This window comes from Membranihabitans maritimus (assembly GCF_021729145.1).
Taxonomy (GTDB): domain Bacteria; phylum Bacteroidota; class Bacteroidia; order Chitinophagales; family Saprospiraceae; genus Membranihabitans; species Membranihabitans maritimus.
In genome coordinates this window covers 59,798-77,269 of sequence record NZ_JAJSLW010000010.1, presented here as the reverse complement: position 1 = coordinate 77,269, position 17,472 = coordinate 59,798, and the positions used below count along the sequence as shown (strand labels likewise).

Annotated in this window: 12 protein-coding genes; 8 read left to right on the top strand and 4 right to left on the bottom strand. The window is 37.6% G+C overall.

Features of this window, described 5'->3' with window-relative positions; genetic code table 11:
• Nucleotides 1-36: 36 nt before the first annotated feature.
• From LVD47_RS13320 to murA, 6 genes are all read left to right on the top strand, one after another.
• Complete coding sequence (locus LVD47_RS13320) at nucleotides 37-759, top strand: DUF4412 domain-containing protein (RefSeq protein WP_236977091.1); 723 nt, start codon at nucleotides 37-39, stop codon at nucleotides 757-759.
• A 53-nt stretch (nucleotides 760-812) separates the two neighbouring features.
• Nucleotides 813-2,063 (top strand): DUF819 family protein, encoded by a 1,251-nt coding sequence (locus tag LVD47_RS13315; protein ID WP_236977089.1) that lies wholly within the window; start codon nucleotides 813-815, stop codon nucleotides 2,061-2,063.
• A gap of 258 nt (nucleotides 2,064-2,321) precedes the next feature.
• The gene (locus tag LVD47_RS13310; protein ID WP_236977087.1) at nucleotides 2,322-3,164 is read left to right on the top strand and encodes a glycogen/starch synthase; all 843 of its coding nucleotides are present in this window, start codon (nucleotides 2,322-2,324) and stop codon (nucleotides 3,162-3,164) included.
• 21 nt (nucleotides 3,165-3,185) lie between these two features.
• Nucleotides 3,186-4,538: a DUF4270 family protein gene (locus tag LVD47_RS13305; RefSeq protein ID WP_236977085.1), complete on the top strand. Its 1,353-nt coding sequence runs from the start codon at nucleotides 3,186-3,188 to the stop codon at nucleotides 4,536-4,538.
• A gap of 13 nt (nucleotides 4,539-4,551) precedes the next feature.
• Nucleotides 4,552-5,190, top strand: coding sequence for a DUF4290 domain-containing protein (locus LVD47_RS13300; protein ID WP_236977083.1), 639 nt, complete (start codon nucleotides 4,552-4,554; stop codon nucleotides 5,188-5,190).
• A 9-nt stretch (nucleotides 5,191-5,199) separates the two neighbouring features.
• Complete coding sequence (murA, locus tag LVD47_RS13295) at nucleotides 5,200-6,519, top strand: UDP-N-acetylglucosamine 1-carboxyvinyltransferase (RefSeq protein WP_236977081.1); 1,320 nt, start codon at nucleotides 5,200-5,202, stop codon at nucleotides 6,517-6,519.
• A 29-nt stretch (nucleotides 6,520-6,548) separates the two neighbouring features.
• On the opposite strand, the gene LVD47_RS13290 is transcribed toward murA, so the two are convergent.
• Nucleotides 6,549-7,523, bottom strand: a complete 975-nt coding sequence (locus LVD47_RS13290) for a polyprenyl synthetase family protein (protein WP_236977074.1) — start codon at nucleotides 7,521-7,523, stop codon at nucleotides 6,549-6,551.
• A 1,509-nt stretch (nucleotides 7,524-9,032) separates the two neighbouring features.
• Between LVD47_RS13290 and purQ the strand changes: the two genes are divergently transcribed.
• Nucleotides 9,033-9,740, top strand: coding sequence for a phosphoribosylformylglycinamidine synthase subunit PurQ (gene purQ, locus LVD47_RS13285; RefSeq protein WP_236977072.1), 708 nt, complete (start codon nucleotides 9,033-9,035; stop codon nucleotides 9,738-9,740).
• Nucleotides 9,741-9,871: 131 nt separating this feature from the next.
• A complete protein-coding gene (locus LVD47_RS13280) occupies nucleotides 9,872-12,457 on the top strand; it encodes a protein-disulfide reductase DsbD family protein (protein ID WP_236977063.1) in 2,586 nt (861 codons plus the stop codon).
• 11 nt (nucleotides 12,458-12,468) lie between these two features.
• Here the strand turns inward: LVD47_RS13280 and LVD47_RS13275 are convergent, their stop codons facing one another.
• The 3 genes from LVD47_RS13275 to LVD47_RS13265 all read right to left on the bottom strand — a co-directional run bounded on the left by LVD47_RS13275 (nucleotide 12,469) and on the right by LVD47_RS13265 (nucleotide 17,432).
• Nucleotides 12,469-14,472, bottom strand: a complete 2,004-nt coding sequence (locus LVD47_RS13275; protein WP_236977061.1) for a S46 family peptidase — start codon at nucleotides 14,470-14,472, stop codon at nucleotides 12,469-12,471.
• Nucleotides 14,473-14,956: 484 nt separating this feature from the next.
• Nucleotides 14,957-16,036, bottom strand: a complete 1,080-nt coding sequence (locus LVD47_RS13270) for a formylglycine-generating enzyme family protein (protein ID WP_236977059.1) — start codon at nucleotides 16,034-16,036, stop codon at nucleotides 14,957-14,959.
• Between the two features lie 73 nt (nucleotides 16,037-16,109).
• Nucleotides 16,110-17,432: an MptA/MptB family glycosyltransferase gene (locus tag LVD47_RS13265; protein ID WP_236977057.1), complete on the bottom strand. Its 1,323-nt coding sequence runs from the start codon at nucleotides 17,430-17,432 to the stop codon at nucleotides 16,110-16,112.
• Nucleotides 17,433-17,472: the final 40 nt, after the last annotated feature.

Sequence of the window (17,472 nt, the reverse complement as noted above, 5' to 3'; positions counted from 1 at the left end):
CATTAAATCACTTCAAAATAAAAATTTACCACTGAGATGAGGAAGATCTATATTTTTTTATCCATTGCACTTTTTTTCATTACGACAACAAATAGTTTATCAGCACAAAAAACAATAAAAGAAGCTACACTTACCTGGGCTGTCACCCAATCAAATGCCACCTCAGATCAGGGAGCACAAGCATTGGAAATGATGAAAAGCCTGGAAATGAAATGGACATTCAATGAATCAAAGATGCTCGGCAATATGACGATGGGCTCCATGATGGATACTAAATTCGTAGTAGACAAAAAGAATGATTCCAGAAAAGTATTTATGAGTATGATGGGACAAAAGTTCAAGGCTGACCTAAAAGAAGATCAATTTTCCAACATGGTAGGGAATATGCAAAATCAGGGCGGTAATGATTTCACAATAAAAAAAGACCAAACTAAGACAATCCTGGGCTATAACTGCTATCTTATTACCAGTGAATTTACACAACGTGGGATGAAAGGAACTATAAATGTTTACATTACCGAAGATATCAATATCGAAGATGCTGAGGGTTTATTTAATCAAAATGCCTTTGTGGATACAGAAGGGAACCAGGTGAAGGGCTTTCCTTTGAGTATGAATTATCAATTCCCGGGATTCACCTATACCATGCAGGTGATAGAGCTTAAAGAAACCTTTTCTCCTCATTTAGTCGAAGTGCCTAAAGGAGAAGAATATAAAGCCATGGATCCTTCTATGCTCAAGCAGTTTTCAGGTCAGTAATTACTTAGGTTTTACATTTTACATCCTCTTAAGAAATCTAAAGTCTGTCTTACATGGAATCAGTTTTTACAAACGACGCAGTAGTCTTAGGTATTTTAATAATCGTATTAGCCCTTGTTTTTTACACTTCCCAATTTGAAACACCCTTTTGGAAGAAGTTTTATACCATCTTCCCACCGCTATTGCTTTGTTACTTTATCCCTGCTATACTAGTGTGGCCTTTTAAACTGATTGGGGACGATGATTCTAGTTTATATTATATGAGCTCAAGATACCTCCTGCCGGCAGCTTTGGTACTCCTATGCCTAAATATCGACTTCAAAGGCCTTATCAATCTGGGCCCCAAAGCCTTGATTATGTTTATCACCGCTACATTTGGTATTGTCTTGGGGGGACCTGTTTCGATTCTAATTATCAATTACTTATTTCCTAACCTGCTCAATATTTCCCCTGATGAACTATGGAGAGGTATGTCGACCATAGCGGGTAGCTGGATTGGTGGTGGTGCGAATCAAACAGCCATGAAGGAAATTTATAAAGTAAGTGACCTTGTTTTTAGTTCCATGGTGGTAGTGGATATTATTGTCGCCAATATATGGATGGCCGTGTTGTTATATGGAGCAGGAATTACAAAAAAAATTGACCGGTGGCTAAAAGCAGATTCTACCGCAATAGAGGAGTTAAGGGAAAAACTGGACAATTACCGCTCCTCAATTGAAAAAATTCCCTCGGTTACACAATTATTCATACTACTGGGAATAGCCTTCGGAGGGGTAGCTTTGTCGCATGCAGGATCAGATATTATTCTTCCGTGGATGGAAATGCATAAATCCACATTTCAATCCATGAATTTACAATCGTTAGTTTCGGGTTTTTTCTGGATTATAGTTATAGCCACTACACTGGGCTTGGGACTTTCTTTCACTCGTTTGAGAGAACTTGAAGGTGTCGGTGCGTCTAAGTGGGGTACCATTTTTATCTATATCCTGGTAGCTACCATCGGCATGAAAATGGATTTTCAGGAAATATTCAAAAATCCGGGACTATTTCTACTCGGAGGGATTTGGATGCTGGTCCATATTATTTCGCTTTTAATGGTTGCAAAATTAATCAAGGCACCTTTCTTTTTTGTAGCAGTGGGCTCACAGGCTAATGTAGGAGGAGCCGCTTCTGCCCCGATTGTAGCCAGTGCTTTTAGTCCTTCGCTATCTGCAGTAGGAGTTATAATGGCCGTTATGGGGTATGCAATGGGAACTTATTTTGCTATTGTTTGTGCTATTCTCATGCAAGCCGTAAGCGGATAAAATTACAATCAGGAAAATTAGTTTATCAGATTTTAGTACTTGTAAAAAAATGCAATTAAATCGTTTCGCGATCATCCATTTCATTACTAAATCACGAAATATTCAGGGACTCAATCGCACAAAAATGATGATGAATCAAAAGCAAAGCATTCTAAAGAAGAATTGTCAAACTGTCGAAAACTAAACAAATCTTACAATAGTACTTATTTTTTTTGTATTTTTGCAAACTCTAAGCTATTTGAATTAAAAGACGGGATAATGAGTAAGAAAAAAGTCTTGATCGTTACTCAGGAAATGGAGCCTTATACAAATCTGAGTATTGTTTCAAAAATTGTCAGGCAGTTACCTTCATACATACAGAAACAAGGAATGGACATCCGAATATTAATGCCTAGATTCGGTACAATAAATGAAAGAAGGCATCGATTGCACGAAGTTGTTCGTTTATCAGGTATGAATATAATTGTGGATGAAGACGATTATCCATTAATTATAAAAGTGGCATCACTTCCGGGAGCCCGGCTTCAAGTCTATTTCCTGGACAATGATGAGTTTTTCCGTCGTAAAATGATCTTTGAAGATAAGGAAGGAAATCCTTTCAGTGACAATGCAGAACGCATGGTCTTTTTCTGTAAAGGAGTAATGGAGACAGTGCGAAAATTTGGATGGCCCCCAGACCTTATTCATTGTCACGGTTGGATGACGAGTTTAATTCCCCTTTATTTAAAAAAGGCGTATAAAAACGATCCCATTTTCACCAATTCCAAAGTAGTGTATTCTATATACAGTAGTCCTTTTGAGAATACATTGGAAGATAGATTCCTGGAAAAAGCATCCATTAATAATCTTGACGAAGGAGATTTGAATGCTTATCTAAATGGCACTGGACTAAACTTACATCACGGTGCATTGAATTATGCAGATGCTACTATTCTCGGCAAGCCCGAACTAAAGGAAGAAGTAGCAGACCTATTGGACGATAAAGATCATCCAGTATTCCTTCCCGAGTCCGAAGATGTAGAAGAAATACTTTCGGAATACATGGTCTTTTATAATAATTTATTTGAAAAGGAAGAAGAAGGTGAAAAAGCACCTGAATAACAAGGAATTTTAATTTCATTTATGAAAATAATCAAAAGCCTTTTGACAGTTATCTCTTTAGGGATAATGCTAAATGCCTGCACCAAATTCGAAGATGTAGGTTCAGGACTTGTTGATGATGGCAAATTGCAAATCATTACCGATACGGCACTGGACATTTCTTTTGAGAATATAAAAAGAGATTCTTTTATAGCCTTTCAGAATGCTGAAGGAGGTACTTATTCTCCTTTACAACATTTAATTGCCCGGTTTCAAGATCCCATATTCGGGGAAGTACAATACGAACTTAATGCCCAGTTGGTTCCTGGAAACTCATACAACTTTGAAGGGGCTTCCTTTGATTCGGCTTTTTTCTATCTGGCATATGATTCCAATTTTGCGCCGTATGGCAATTACGAACAACAACAAACTATAGATGTATACGAATTGCAAAACGAGGAAATTCCCAATGAAATATACACTGTAGACAAATTCCAAAAAGGTTCTGAATTGTTGGGGACATTAACCTTTTACCCAAATCCTACGGAGGAAATTGTCGTGGATTCTTCTGAAACTTTATACCCTCATATCAAAATACCCTTAAATGAAAAATTCGGGGAAAAAATTCTTTCACTGGACACTACGGTTACAAATAACGTAATTGACTTCCTCGAAGAATTTCAAGGCCTTTCCATAACACCTCGTGAAGGATCATTTGATGGTGGCTTGCTGTTTACTCTTAACTCTAATGTAACAACTATCGGGGGTGTAGAATTACATTACACAGTAGAGGATGAACAAAAAACAGCTAGGTTAAACTTCAGTAGTTCGGTTCCGCATTTCACCTCCATCAACCATAATCTGGAGGGCAGTATTGCCGAAGACTATCTAGAAACCCCTTCTGTAGATCCCGACTACCTGTTTTTACAACCTGGAAATATTGGAGTAAAATTGACCTTTAATGACCTTTCTAACTATCAGGGCGCTATCATCAATAATGTGGAGTTGGACTGGGGGATTGCCGGACATCCAACCGATGATACCACAATCTATTTGCCGGCAGAACATATTTTTGCCACCACCGGTGATGAATTAGGTAGCAGAAATGTAATTTCTGATATTGGACAATATCTTTCAGATAACCTTTACCGTACTTTTTTTGGAGGCGTACGTCAGGAAAATGAAGCTGAAAATGGAGCAAAAACATCTTATAAAATGAATATAACTCATCATTTTCAGCGCATGGTAGATGGGAAAGTAGATAATGTTATATATATTATTACTACGCCACAAGATGTAAACCGGATTCGTCGTTCTGTCATATATGGTCCAGGTGCTGAAGATCCATTGTTGCGTCCAAAAATAAAAGTAGACTACAGTACCATTAACGAATAATTAAATAAATCGAATGTACAATTTCCAATACAACACTATAAATCAAGACATACGCATTCCGGAATACGGCAGGCACATCCAGAATTTGGTTGATTACGCTATTACAATTGAGGATGCAGATAAAAGGCAAAAAGTAGCTGAGGAAATTGTAAAAATCCTGATTTCCATGTCCAACACTTCCAAATCCAGTGGAGATCCGTATCAAAAGGCATGGAAACACTTATTTTATATTGCAGACAATCGTCTGGACGTTAAATTGCCAAAGAATATTGAAGTAAGTAACACGGAAGAATTGTTTATCCATGAGCCAATGGAATATCCCCAAATGGATATAAATTTTAAACATTACGGGCAAAATGTTCAAAGGATGCTGGCCAAGGCCGAAAAAATGGAAAATCCGGCACATAAAACAGAATATATTAAGCTGATCGGATCTTATATGAAAATGGCTTACAAAACCTGGCACAAAGAGCAATTTGTAAATGATGAAATTATTAAAAATGATATCCAGGGTATTACGGATGGTAAAATAACCGACGATTTGAAAGAAATTGATTTTGATGCGCTACGTCATACCAATACTACTAGCTCCACCAGGAAGAAATCTCGCAACCAAAATAGAGGAAAAAGTAACCGCCGCAGACGAAAATAACTAAATCCAATGCAAGCAGAATCATTCATTGTAAAAGGCGGACAAACGCTCAAGGGTATCATTCAACCACAGGGGGCGAAAAACGAAGTATTGCAAATTCTCAGCGCAGTCTTGCTAACCCCTGAAAAAATTACTGTAGATAATATACCGGGAATTGTAGATGTTGACAAAATGCTTTCTCTACTCAAAGGGTTAGGAGTGAAAATTTCAACAATAACTCCCTCAAAATACGAATTTCAGGCAAGTGACCTGGACCTGGATTATTTATTTAGTCCTAAATACTATGAGGATGCCCGCAGAATCCGTGGTTCTGTCATGTTACTTGGTCCTCTTTTGAGCCGTTATAAAAAAGCATACATTCCCAAACCTGGAGGTGATAAAATTGGCAGACGAAGAATAGATACCCACATAAATGGGTTTCTCAAACTGGGAGCTACTGTAGAATATGACGAAGTACAGGATAGTTATTACCTTTCTGGTACAAAGCTTAAGGGCGACTTTATTTTAATGGATGAAATTTCGGTAACAGGTACAGCCAATTTGTTAATGGCTGCAGTACTTACTCCGGGTAAAACAACCATTTACAATGCAGCTTGTGAACCATATGTCCAGCAATTATGTAAACTATTGGTCAAGATGGGTGCCAGGATTCAGGGCATTGGATCCAATATGCTCACCATTTCCGGGGTAGAACAACTGGGTACAGCAGAACACTCGGTTTTACCGGATATGATAGAAATTGGAAGTTTTATTGGAATGGCAGCTATGACACAATCAGATATCACGATTGATGGAATAGAGCCTAATCAACTGGGAATTATCCCACAAACATTTGAAAGACTGGGTATCGCCCTGGAAATCAAAGAAAAACAACTTAAAGTTTTTGGATCACAACCCTATGAAATCCAAACCTTTATTGATGGATCTATACTCACCATATACGATAGTCCCTGGCCGGGGTTTACACCTGACTTAATGAGTATAATTCTCGTGGTGGCCACACAAGCAAAGGGAAGTATTCTGATTCATCAAAAAATGTTTGAAAGCCGTTTATTTTTTGTGGATAAACTTATAGATATGGGAGCCCAAATCATACTTTGTGATCCGCATCGCGCTACGGTTATTGGACTTGACAGGGCTTCCACCCTAAGAGGCATTGAAATGAGCTCTCCGGATATCCGGGCTGGAGTATCACTATTAATTGCCGCTATGTCCGCTGAAGGCGAAAGTATTATACATAATATTCAACAGATCGACAGAGGATACCAGAACATTGATGGGCGATTAAATAAGATGGGAGCATCTATAAAGAGAACCGTAATCCAGTAGGCAGTAGGCAGTAGGCAGTAGGCAAAAATTTAAAACTTCCTGTTTCCAATAAAATCAGCAAGTTTATATAGCGCCGATTTTGTATCAGATTCAGGGTGATCTGCCAGGTGCTTTTTTGCACGATTAATAAATTCTATCATTTTCTCTTCTGTATATTCTATTCCACCATTTTTCACTACTTTATCAATAATGTACTGCACTTGATCCTTCTTCTTGTTTTTCTTTTTAAGTATCCGAATAATCTTTCTTTTTTCGGATGACTCAATACTTTGAAGTGTATACAATAATGGCAAGGTAATTTTCTTTTCGCGTATATCATTACCTGTAGGTTTCCCGATCTTATTTCTCCCGTAGTCAAATAAATCATCTTTCATCTGAAAAGCAACACCGATACAATGACCATAGTTGGCAAGATCTTCGATTATTCTTCCTTCTTCCAAAACAGATTGAGCCCCGGCCTTACAGGCAGCTGATATAAGAGAAGCTGTTTTTCTTTCTATAATCTCAAAATATTCCTTTTCTGTAATATCCAGGTTCCTGGATTTTTCAATTTGGAGCAGTTCCCCTTCACTCATCAATCTTACAGCATCTGACACTGTCTCTAATATCTCAAAATCCTTATTTTGAACTGCCAGAAGAAGACCTTTCGACAATAAGTAATCACCTATTAAAACAGCAGCCTTCTTTTTCCATAGCGCAAAAACACTGAAAAAACCTCTTCTCTCAAGCGCATCATCTACTACATCATCGTGAACGAGTGTAGCGGTATGTAATAATTCCACCAAACTGGCGGACCTATAAGTCTTCTCCGAAATTTCTCCAGCCATCTGGGCACTTAAAAAAACCATCAAAGGCCTGACCTGCTTCCCTTTATGACGCGTAAGATAGTGAGTTATGCGATCCAGTAAAGGAACACTACTTTTCATTGCCTCCCTGAATTTGGATTCAAATGACTTTAACTCATCCCGTACAGAGTACTTTATTTCATCTAGCGACTTTGACATATATTGACTAAAAGGATTTGCAATATAGAAAAAATTAGTCCGATTAATGATTTCCCTATTCCTTATTTTATACGCAGAAGTATACGAATCTCAAGGAACAACAAGTTATCATTTTAAAATATGCTAAAAATGGTCCCAGGATATAAAACCAAAACGAATATAGTCTTTTCATACAATTTCGAAAGTCACAATTATTCAATTGTTCAAATTTTTTACGAGGGTTTTAATTACTTTTGTACATGAGAAAATCAAATCTTGGAAGTGCCAATCCGGAAGTAATCACAACCGTTTTAATAACTCTTCCAAGGGATAAAGCACAAGAAGAATTTATTCAAACTAGCTACTCATTAAGTTATTCGTTATATAGCTTTATGCTCTATATAAAATTTTATTTGAACCGAATTCTTTGGCCAATAATATATAATTAAACACTGTAAGTATTTTGCTTCAATTTTTCAGAGAAAATAGGATCTTTAATTACATTTTTGTTCTGGCCTACCTTCTGGTGCTTCGCTTCTTCACCTTCTTCCACAGCTATGGCCCCGTGGACGAGAAAGATTCCATTGTATACTACCTTTTAAATTGGGATTTTAATGGGAAGCAAGTTTGGGTGATTTTTGTTTCCATGATCCTGATCTTTTACCAGGCAGCATACATCAATAGACTCGTAGGAATTAATAAACTGTCAATATCCAACTCCTTATTTCCTGGCATTTTTTACATTCTTATTTTGTCGATTATTCCAGAAATACACCCACTTAGTTCTACACTTGTAGGAAATACTTTTGTAATTATTTCCCTTTATCACATGTTTATGATTGTACATCGCATACAACGGCCAAAAAGAATTTTCAATTCGGCTTTTTACCTTTGTCTTGCATCATTATTTAATATCGAATACATCCTCTTATTCCCATTTTTCATTATGGCTGCCAATGCATTTGTAGCAGTGAAGGCCAAAGATCTCATACTTTATGCGGTGGGCATAATACTTCCGTATTATTTCTTGTTTTCGTACTTGCTCCTCACGGGGCAGGTCGCTGCTTTCACTTCCCAGTTTCTAAGTAACCTTGATTTTTTTAAATATCCATTCATTTATCAAAACTACGGTATTGTAAAAGTTGGCATTATTGGAATACTCGCTTTACTGGTTATCGTTACATTTACTTCTGCAGTTTCTAAAACTAACATTTTTGCACGGAACAAACTGGAATATATTCTTTACCTTCTCATTTTTAGTATGGTTATTTTTGGTTTGTCAACTAACATATATTTATCTGACATTCAGATAGTTTTTATTCCTCTTGTGGTTCTATTAGCTGTTTACATACAGCAAATTAGCAAAAACAATATTGCCGAGAGTTTTCATTTTTTACTCTTTATTATCGCTATCCTATTCCAATATTTTTTAAACTAATTTAAAAAGGCATAATTTTCAGCAGGCTTTTTCATCTGTAATCCTATTATTAATCAGGGTGAAGTGCTACCTTTGTAAAAAATTAATCTATCATGAAGTTTGGAGTGATCGTTTTCCCTGGTTCGAATTGTGATGATGACATGGTTCATATTATCGGCACAGTAATGGGGCAACCTGTGGAAAAAATCTGGCACAAGGAAAAAACATTGAATGATTTTTCATCAAGCGATTGTATCATTGTTCCCGGTGGATTTTCATATGGAGACTATCTTAGAAGTGGTGCTATTGCAAGATTCTCTCCCATCATGGAATCAGTCATCCGTCACGGGGAAAATGGAGGATTAATTTTTGGCATTTGTAACGGCTTCCAAATTCTCTGTGAAGCGGGTCTTTTGCCCGGCGTACTACTTAAAAATACAAACCAAAAGTATATATCAAGAAATGTAGACCTTAGGGTAGAAACCAACCAACGGGTTTTGACGCAAAAAACCAGCGTTCATAGCATACTTACTATGCCCGTAGCACATGGAGATGGCAGATACTACTGCGATCCTCAAACACTTGAATCCCTCAAGGCAAATGATCAAATTTTATTCAGATATTCCAATACACAGGGGCAGGTAGATGACTCAACAAATATCAATGGTAGTATCGAAAATATTGCAGGAATATGCAATAAAAATGGAAATATTTTTGGTATGATGCCCCACCCTGAAAGGGCTGCCGAAGATATAGTAGGAATCGACGATGGGTTAATTCTATTTGAAGGTCTTATTAATCAGGTAGCAAATCCCGTATAATTTTTTTTATCTTCGTTATTGAAATCATAATCTCTCTTTTTACTCATTAACAAGTCGTTAAAGCACATTCAGCTTGAGATGCCTGGCATGATTTTAACTATTTTTGTAATGATAATAATGCACTGAGAAACATGGTAAGATTCTTTCTTTTATTGACCTTTCTGTTTACATACAATTTTTCCCAGGGACAAATTGAAGATCCAGTTCACTGGACTTTTTCTAAAAAACACATTTCCGCCAATACCTGGCAGCTTGTTTTTGACGCTGAAATAGAACCCGGTTGGTACGTATATTCACAACACGTTGATGAAGGAGGTCCTGTCCCTACTTCTGTAAATTTTGAACCCTCCCAAAAATTTACCCCCGTCGGAGAAGTAGAAGAATCCGGAAATAAGAAAGAAGGTTTTGACAAGACTTTTGAGATGCAAGTTGTCAAATACTTTGAAACACTCCAGTTAACCCAAAAAATTGAAATCGAGCCCGGAACGAATGCAATTGAAGGATATGTAGAATTCATGACGTGCAATGACGGTCAATGCCTTCCCCCCACTCCTGTAGATTTTTCATTTACCTTTGAAGGAGATGATACTTCCTTATCCAGTACTACCAGTAATAATAGAAGTGCACATCAAGAAAATGATACGGACAGTCCACAAGAAGCAGAAACTTCAAAAAAAGAAGATGCGAATGAGGATACAGGTGAAGTCACAAATCCGGTAATCTGGAAAGCCTCGGTAGTAGAATCTCAAGAAGACGGCAGTGTTGAACTGTCCTTTTATGGAGAAATTAATGAAGGTTGGTATCTGTACTCCAGCACAATGAGTGCTGATCTGGGGCCAATTCCTACAATGATCAGTTATGATCAGTCTGATATAACCCGACCTGATTTTCCCCTTAAAGAAAATGGAGAAAATGTAGCAGAAGAATACGATCCAATATTTGAAGTGGACGTTGTAAAGGTCAAAAATAATATAGAACTGTCCCAGCCAATATTTCCCGGACAGGACCATCAGTTGATATCGGGAAAAATTGAATATATGGCAACTTCGGACAAGGTATTTTTTCCTGAGCCGATAAAATTTGAATATAATGTAAAGGAAAAAGATCTCATTATCCTTAATGGAGGGGCTTTTGAAGATCCGGTAAAGGATGTAAATGAATTAAAAAATGAACTACAAGCCTATTATAAATTAGACCCCAAAAAATTAGACCATCAAGGCCTGGTTAATTGCCTGGCAGAAGGTGAAACTTCCCAACCAGAATTAACAAGTACCGGGAATGGTAAAATTTTCTTTTTGGGATTTCTGGGGGGATTAATAGCTCTATTGACACCCTGCGTATTTCCAATGATACCACTCACAGTAAGTTTCTTCACAAAAAGTGGGGGATCTAAGTCCAAAGGTATGGGAAATGCGCTTTTATACGGAGGGTTTATTTTTCTCATTTACTTTTTATTAAGTGTACCTTTTCACTTTTTGGATTCTATAAACCCTGACATTCTCAATAACATCTCTACCAATGTAGTCTTGAATATTGCATTCTTCCTGATATTTATATTTTTTGCTTTTTCCTTTTTTGGATATTATGAATTGACCTTACCCTCATCGTGGTCCAATAAAGTAAGTAAAGCAGAAGGATTAGGTGGGATATTGGGTATATTTTTTATGGCACTCACATTAGCCCTTGTTTCTTTTTCTTGTACGGGGCCTATCCTGGGATCTTTACTTGCAGGGTCTTTAAGTTCTGATGGCGGTGCCATGCAATTGACGGCAGGTATGTCGGGGTTTGGATTGGCATTGGCCCTTCCCTTCGGCCTGTTTGCTGCCTTCCCTTCCATAATGCAAAAACTTCCCCGATCCGGTTCCTGGATGAATACGGTAAAAGTCGTAATGGGATTCCTCGAGTTGGGACTTGCCTTCAAGTTCCTTTCTAATGCCGATTTGGTAAAACATTGGGGACTGCTCAAAATAGAACCCTTTTTAATAATTTGGATACTTATTTCACTGGGATTAGCCTTATACCTTTTCGGGATCATCAAATTTCCCCATGATAGCAAAAGCATAAAAATATCACTTACCCGAAAGATACTCGGAATAATTTCTGTGGCATTTGCGGTATATTTGATGACCGGATTTAGATATAACGAATCGACAGGGACTTTTACATCGCTTAAACTATTAAGCGGATTGGCACCACCTGTCGGGTATAGCTGGATATATCCCAACGAATGTCCCAATAACATCGATTGTTTCAAAGATCTTCGGTCAGGCATGCAATATGCCAAAGAAAATAATCTTCCCATTATGCTGGACTTCACGGGATATGCCTGTGTCAATTGTCGTAAAATGGAAGAACACGTATGGCCGGATCCGGGCATAACAAAAATGCTTAAGGATGAATACGTATTGATCTCTCTGTACGTAGACGACAGGGAAGTATTAGATGAGAATGAACAAATCACACTTCCGAAACACAATGGCGGTGAACGCACCCTTCTTACAGTAGGAGATAAATGGCAATTTTTCCAAACTGAATTTTTCCGGGCAAATACCCAACCATTATACGCGCTTGTATCACCAGATGGAAAAATATTAAACAAGCCTATAGGTTATACTCCCCAGGTGAAAAACTTTAAAGCATTTTTACAGTGCGGACTCGAAAATTTTAAATCAAATAAAAATACAATGGGGCTCAATACTTTGAAAGAACCCCATTAATAAAATAAATTTTAATTCAATATTTCATTGACTATCCGGTCTGCTTTGTATATGTGGATTAGTGCTCCCACTATACCGCCTGCATGAACACTAACCGACCTGTTTTCTGTCTCATCGAAAATAAAATTTCCGGGCAATGATTCTATATTCCCATCAAATATCAATCCGACCGCCTCTCCTTTGGAATTGATAATTGCAGAACCGCTATTTCCTCCAATGATATCATTGGTAGATACAAAATTCAATGGCGTTTTCAATAAATCCATAGTGGGGTTCAACCATTTATCCGGCAAATCCCAGGGAAATTCTTTTTTGTGGCTATAATACCGATCGTATAAGCCAAAATAGGTTGTATTAATCGGAGCGACCGTACCATTGTACTTAAATCCCTTTACAACACCGTCTGAAATCCTCAATGTAAAAGTAGCATCAGGGGGTAATTGATCACCAAATACCCGAAATGCAGCATTCGCAATTGCCTCATTTTGTGCGGCTATTTCCTTACCGTATTTTTGATTTAGCTCTACTGCTTTTTTATACTCCGGAATCATTTGGTTAGCCAACATAATTAACGGATCATCACTGGTTTCCGGATCATCAGAATTAAGCCACTCCTCCACTTTAGCTGAATCTGAAAAAAGGGTTGATGAAAATATTTTTCCTATATCCGTTGGGGTTACATTTTCATCAGAAAAGGCATTAAAATCCCTTACCAAAACATTGAGATACATTTCCTGGCTTTCATCGATAGGTGTCATTGATAAAATCTCATCTTTCAATGCCATTTTATTAGAGTCGGCGGTTTTATCGTCGAGGAAATCATATAATTTATGTAAAAGCCCGGTGATGGAACCTCGATATGGGCTTGGGTTCAATAACGTAGAAAAAGCTCCGTATTCTTCAACTTCGCTATAAATTATGTCTAATTTGTCCCAGGGATCATCCTGGTTTTGAAAATCAGATCGGACAGCGTCTCGAATTTCATCTTCCGCTGCCTTTTTCCGGGTCATATATTCTTCGTTTTGCAATCCTTCCAAAATACCTGTATATGCTTTTCGACCATTTTCCAGGCTAAATATCGAATTCATAACCCTCGGATCATTATTCTCTTCATATTGACTGCGAAGCACCTCCACGGCACTTTTTATAAAAGTCAATACTGCCGGGATACGCACTTCCCGGTCGTATTTCAACTGAGTCATCGTTCGATACCGTTCGGTATTCCCCGGATTCCCTATAACGAATACCGGTGTGCCTTCTTCTACACCATCCGGGTTAACCGGGAAAAAATTCGCCGAAGTATTTAAAGGCTGACCCTTTTCATCGTATGCTCTCCAAAAAGTAAAGTCCAGGTTATAGCGAGGATAGGTGAAATTATCAGGATCTCCTCCAAAAAAGCCCAGTGCATTTTCCGGAATAAGAACCAATCGGATATCCGAATACCTTTTGTATCCGTACATGGCATACCTGCCTCCGCTGTAATAAGTAACCAATTGCAGTCTCAAATCGCTCCATTTCTCATTTTCTTCGTATTCGGATTTCAACATTTCTTCAGCTTCCGCTGCATCATTATCTTTCAATAATCCCTTCATTTTATCAGTTACATCCTGGGCCTGTATAAGTTGGTCTACAAATAGTCCTTCTGCCTTCCTCTCTTCCATCTGGGTATTGGCATAAAATCCATCCTCTTCAAAATTTTCATTTTCCCTTTGAAGATTGGTTGCCACACCCCTGGAACAATGATGGTTGGTCATGATCAATCCTTTGCCAGATATAAATGACGCCGAACAAAACGTCGAAAACCTAAGGGCCGATTTGCGCATTTTGTCCATCCATGCCTGGTCCAGCTCCAAATCATATGTTTCGTTAAAATAATTCAGTGGTGCATCTTCGAAGGTCCACATCCGACCAAAGTCAAACTCACTAAACTCCGGCTCGTCCTGTGCCAATATTGGCACGTTAAAGACCACAAAAATCAAAGTCAGTGCAGTAAGCGATAATTTCATTTCTTTCATCAAACTAATTTTTTTTATTTCCAGGCACTTTGCCCCTCTCCATTCCCCCTAAAGTACATCCTACTAACGTCCGGACCCAAGAGTGCCATTATATTTTTTAAATTTAGTAAATATCCATCATTCAAATTTAATATTGAACAATGTACTTTGAATAGATAGTAATAATTTATTAAACCTATGCTTTGACACTAAAAGTATTTTTAGGAAATTCAATGAATAAACTGATGGTTAGCGTAAGGAAAGATTTTAATATATCCATTCTATTTCAGGCTCAAAAAATTGTGAGTCGCGCATATGGCAACGGCTCTTTAAGTAATTTTATACCTTTCACCTAAGGGACCTTCCATAATCTGTATTAATATGAAACCTGTAAAATGTGCTAAGAATGTATTTAATGCTAACAAGCGCTATCAACTGCCCCTTCAAACCTTAAATCTGTAAATTTCATCCTTTAGTAGAAAAGAGCATCACCTATTTCTCAAGACTATAGATCTTTTACACATCTAAAACCGGTATGATTATAACTCGACTTAGCATCTCCTTTCATCCTTCTGGACACCCGATATCCACTGCAATACGAATCATTACACAAAAAAGAACCTCCTCGCAACACTCTTTTTTCTATCAATGGTTCATCTGGATCATAACTTTCCTGAGGACCTTTGGGATTATAAGCGACCTCGCGGTCACTATTCATTTCGTACGACTTAAAATGATACAAATCACTACACCACTCCCAAACGTTTCCCGACATATCATATAATCCATATCCATTTGCAACAAAATCCCCTACCGGAGCACTAAGGTAATACCCATCCTCTTCGGAATTTTTAAAGGGAAATGAACCTTGCCAATAATTAGCGTGAATAGTATCTCCTTTGTCAAGTTCCCTTCCCCAGGGATAAACGGATTTGCTTAATCCTCCCATGGCAGCCCATTCCCACTCTGCTTCAGTGGGCAATCTTTTACCTGCCCAATCTGCATAAGCTTTGGCATCTTCCCATGAAATATGGACCACAGGCCATTGGTCTTTCCCATCGATATTGGATCCTGGCCCTTCCGGATGCTTCCAGTCAGCTCCTGTAGTCCAGGCCCACCAATACCCCGGATTGTTTAGGGGTACAGGCCCTTCCGTTGCTTTAAAAACCAGGGAACCGGCTCGCAACATAGATGCATCCGGTTTTGGCGTTCCTTCAGGTAATTGCTTCTTCATCTCCTCCCAGTCAATATCCTTTTCAGCCGTAGTAACATATCCAGTTGCATCGACAAATTCCCGAAATTGAGCATTGGTCACTTCCGTAACATCCATTAAAAAACTATCTACTTTTACCAGGTGCTTTGGATACTCATCTTCGTCTGCCTGGTCACTATTAGCTCCCATTTCAAATTCACCGGCAGGAATTTTCACCATACTACCTATAATAGATTCTCTATCTACATCGGAATGGGAAACCTGAACAGCTTTGGGAGATGGTACCGGGGCCATCTTCACTTCTTCTTTCTTTTCATTTTTACACGAATAAAAGAAAGTAATTGCAATCAGAAATATAATAATGCGGTTCATACTGATATTCTATTTGGAAAAATTAGAGCTAGATACCATGTATTCATTGATTTACACTCTACAATTATAATATTCACATCGGCTTTTCGAAAAAATAATGGTACCATTTAGCCGGAACAAAATTAAATTCAATCAACAATATAATACCTAATAGAAAATATTCTGCAAAAACGATCAACAGATTTTCTTTATAGGGCTCAGAAACATAACTAGTATAACTAAAAATAATCAGAAAACTCCAAACAATCGGATACCGGTAATGAGAAAATAAACAAAAAGCAATTAGAAAAACCAAATACCACGGGTGTACAGTTGTGCTGCTAAAAAGTAGAATTGTAAATACAAATAGTGCCCTGACGAGGACCCCTTTATCATTTAAGTATTGCAGTATATACATAAAAAAATATCCGCCAACAGCCAACACAGATAAAAATGGTCCGATCCAGTAAATAAGATTATAACCTTTCCAATGATATCCTATCCACCTGAAAAAGTAATAAAAACTGGCATTGAATTCAAATTTCTGAAAATAAAGCCGAACACTTTCAATGTAGTGAAACAGATAGTCCCAAATTCCCATATATATGTATGGAATGGCCACAACTAAAACAATGATCATAAATGAATAAAGGAATCTCCTCAATCCCAATCTTTTTAATAGTAATGGGAATAGTAAAAGTATAGTCAATTTTGTCAATATCCCAAAAGCAAAAAAGATACTAAAAAGCACCCATTTCCCTTTTAATAGCCACCAAAAGCTCAACAGAAAAAAGAATAGCATAATTACTTCCGCATGCAAATTCCCTGAAAATTCTAAAATCACAAGGGGATTAAGAGCATACAAAAGTGCATTTTTTTGATTGTATTTTAAGGCCGGCAATAGTTTCATCAATAAATATATGATACCAATGTCAGCCGCAATAATGAATACCCTCATACCAACAGCACTTAAATACAGGTTTTCACTGGTAAAAAAAGTTGAAATCCTATATAATAACTGGCTAAAGGGTGGGTAAATAGAATAGTAATCCTGTGAATTTAACCGTGGAAATATCTCATTGATTAAATATTGTGAGACCCCCCCCCCATCAACCATTTCCCTGGGAGTCATCGCATACGGTGAATAACCGCTGTTACTAACTACTCCATCCCAAAAAAAACGATATAAATCGTCCGACAACCCCGGCCAGGCCAAAAGCAATCCCACTCTAGCTATAATCGCTACACTTACGTAGAACAGAAAACTATGGTGGCTTTTTACTTTCTTAAAAATAAACAGGAACACACCAAAAAGTAAGGTATAGGATCCAAGAAATAGAAAAATATCCGTGCGGGGTATCATGTACCCGATAGTCCAAACGGTCAGGATAAATAATGTTGCAAAAAAATACTTCACGTATATCTCAGGTTTCCTAATTTAAGATTAAATAAAGATA

Coding starts and splice junctions, on each gene's coding strand:
- LVD47_RS13315 (WP_236977089.1), top strand. CDS start 813: ATGGAATCAGTTTTTACAAACGACGCAGTAGTCTTAGGTATTTTAATA.
- LVD47_RS13320 (WP_236977091.1), top strand. CDS start 37: ATGAGGAAGATCTATATTTTTTTATCCATTGCACTTTTTTTCATTACG.
- LVD47_RS13310 (WP_236977087.1), top strand. CDS start 2,322: ATGAGTAAGAAAAAAGTCTTGATCGTTACTCAGGAAATGGAGCCTTAT.
- LVD47_RS13275 (WP_236977061.1), bottom strand. CDS start 14,472: ATGAAAGAAATGAAATTATCGCTTACTGCACTGACTTTGATTTTTGTG.
- LVD47_RS13270 (WP_236977059.1), bottom strand. CDS start 16,036: ATGAACCGCATTATTATATTTCTGATTGCAATTACTTTCTTTTATTCG.
- LVD47_RS13300 (WP_236977083.1), top strand. CDS start 4,552: ATGTACAATTTCCAATACAACACTATAAATCAAGACATACGCATTCCG.
- LVD47_RS13290 (WP_236977074.1), bottom strand. CDS start 7,523: ATGTCAAAGTCGCTAGATGAAATAAAGTACTCTGTACGGGATGAGTTA.
- LVD47_RS13280 (WP_236977063.1), top strand. CDS start 9,872: ATGGTAAGATTCTTTCTTTTATTGACCTTTCTGTTTACATACAATTTT.
- purQ (WP_236977072.1), top strand. CDS start 9,033: ATGAAGTTTGGAGTGATCGTTTTCCCTGGTTCGAATTGTGATGATGAC.
- LVD47_RS13305 (WP_236977085.1), top strand. CDS start 3,186: ATGAAAATAATCAAAAGCCTTTTGACAGTTATCTCTTTAGGGATAATG.
- murA (WP_236977081.1), top strand. CDS start 5,200: ATGCAAGCAGAATCATTCATTGTAAAAGGCGGACAAACGCTCAAGGGT.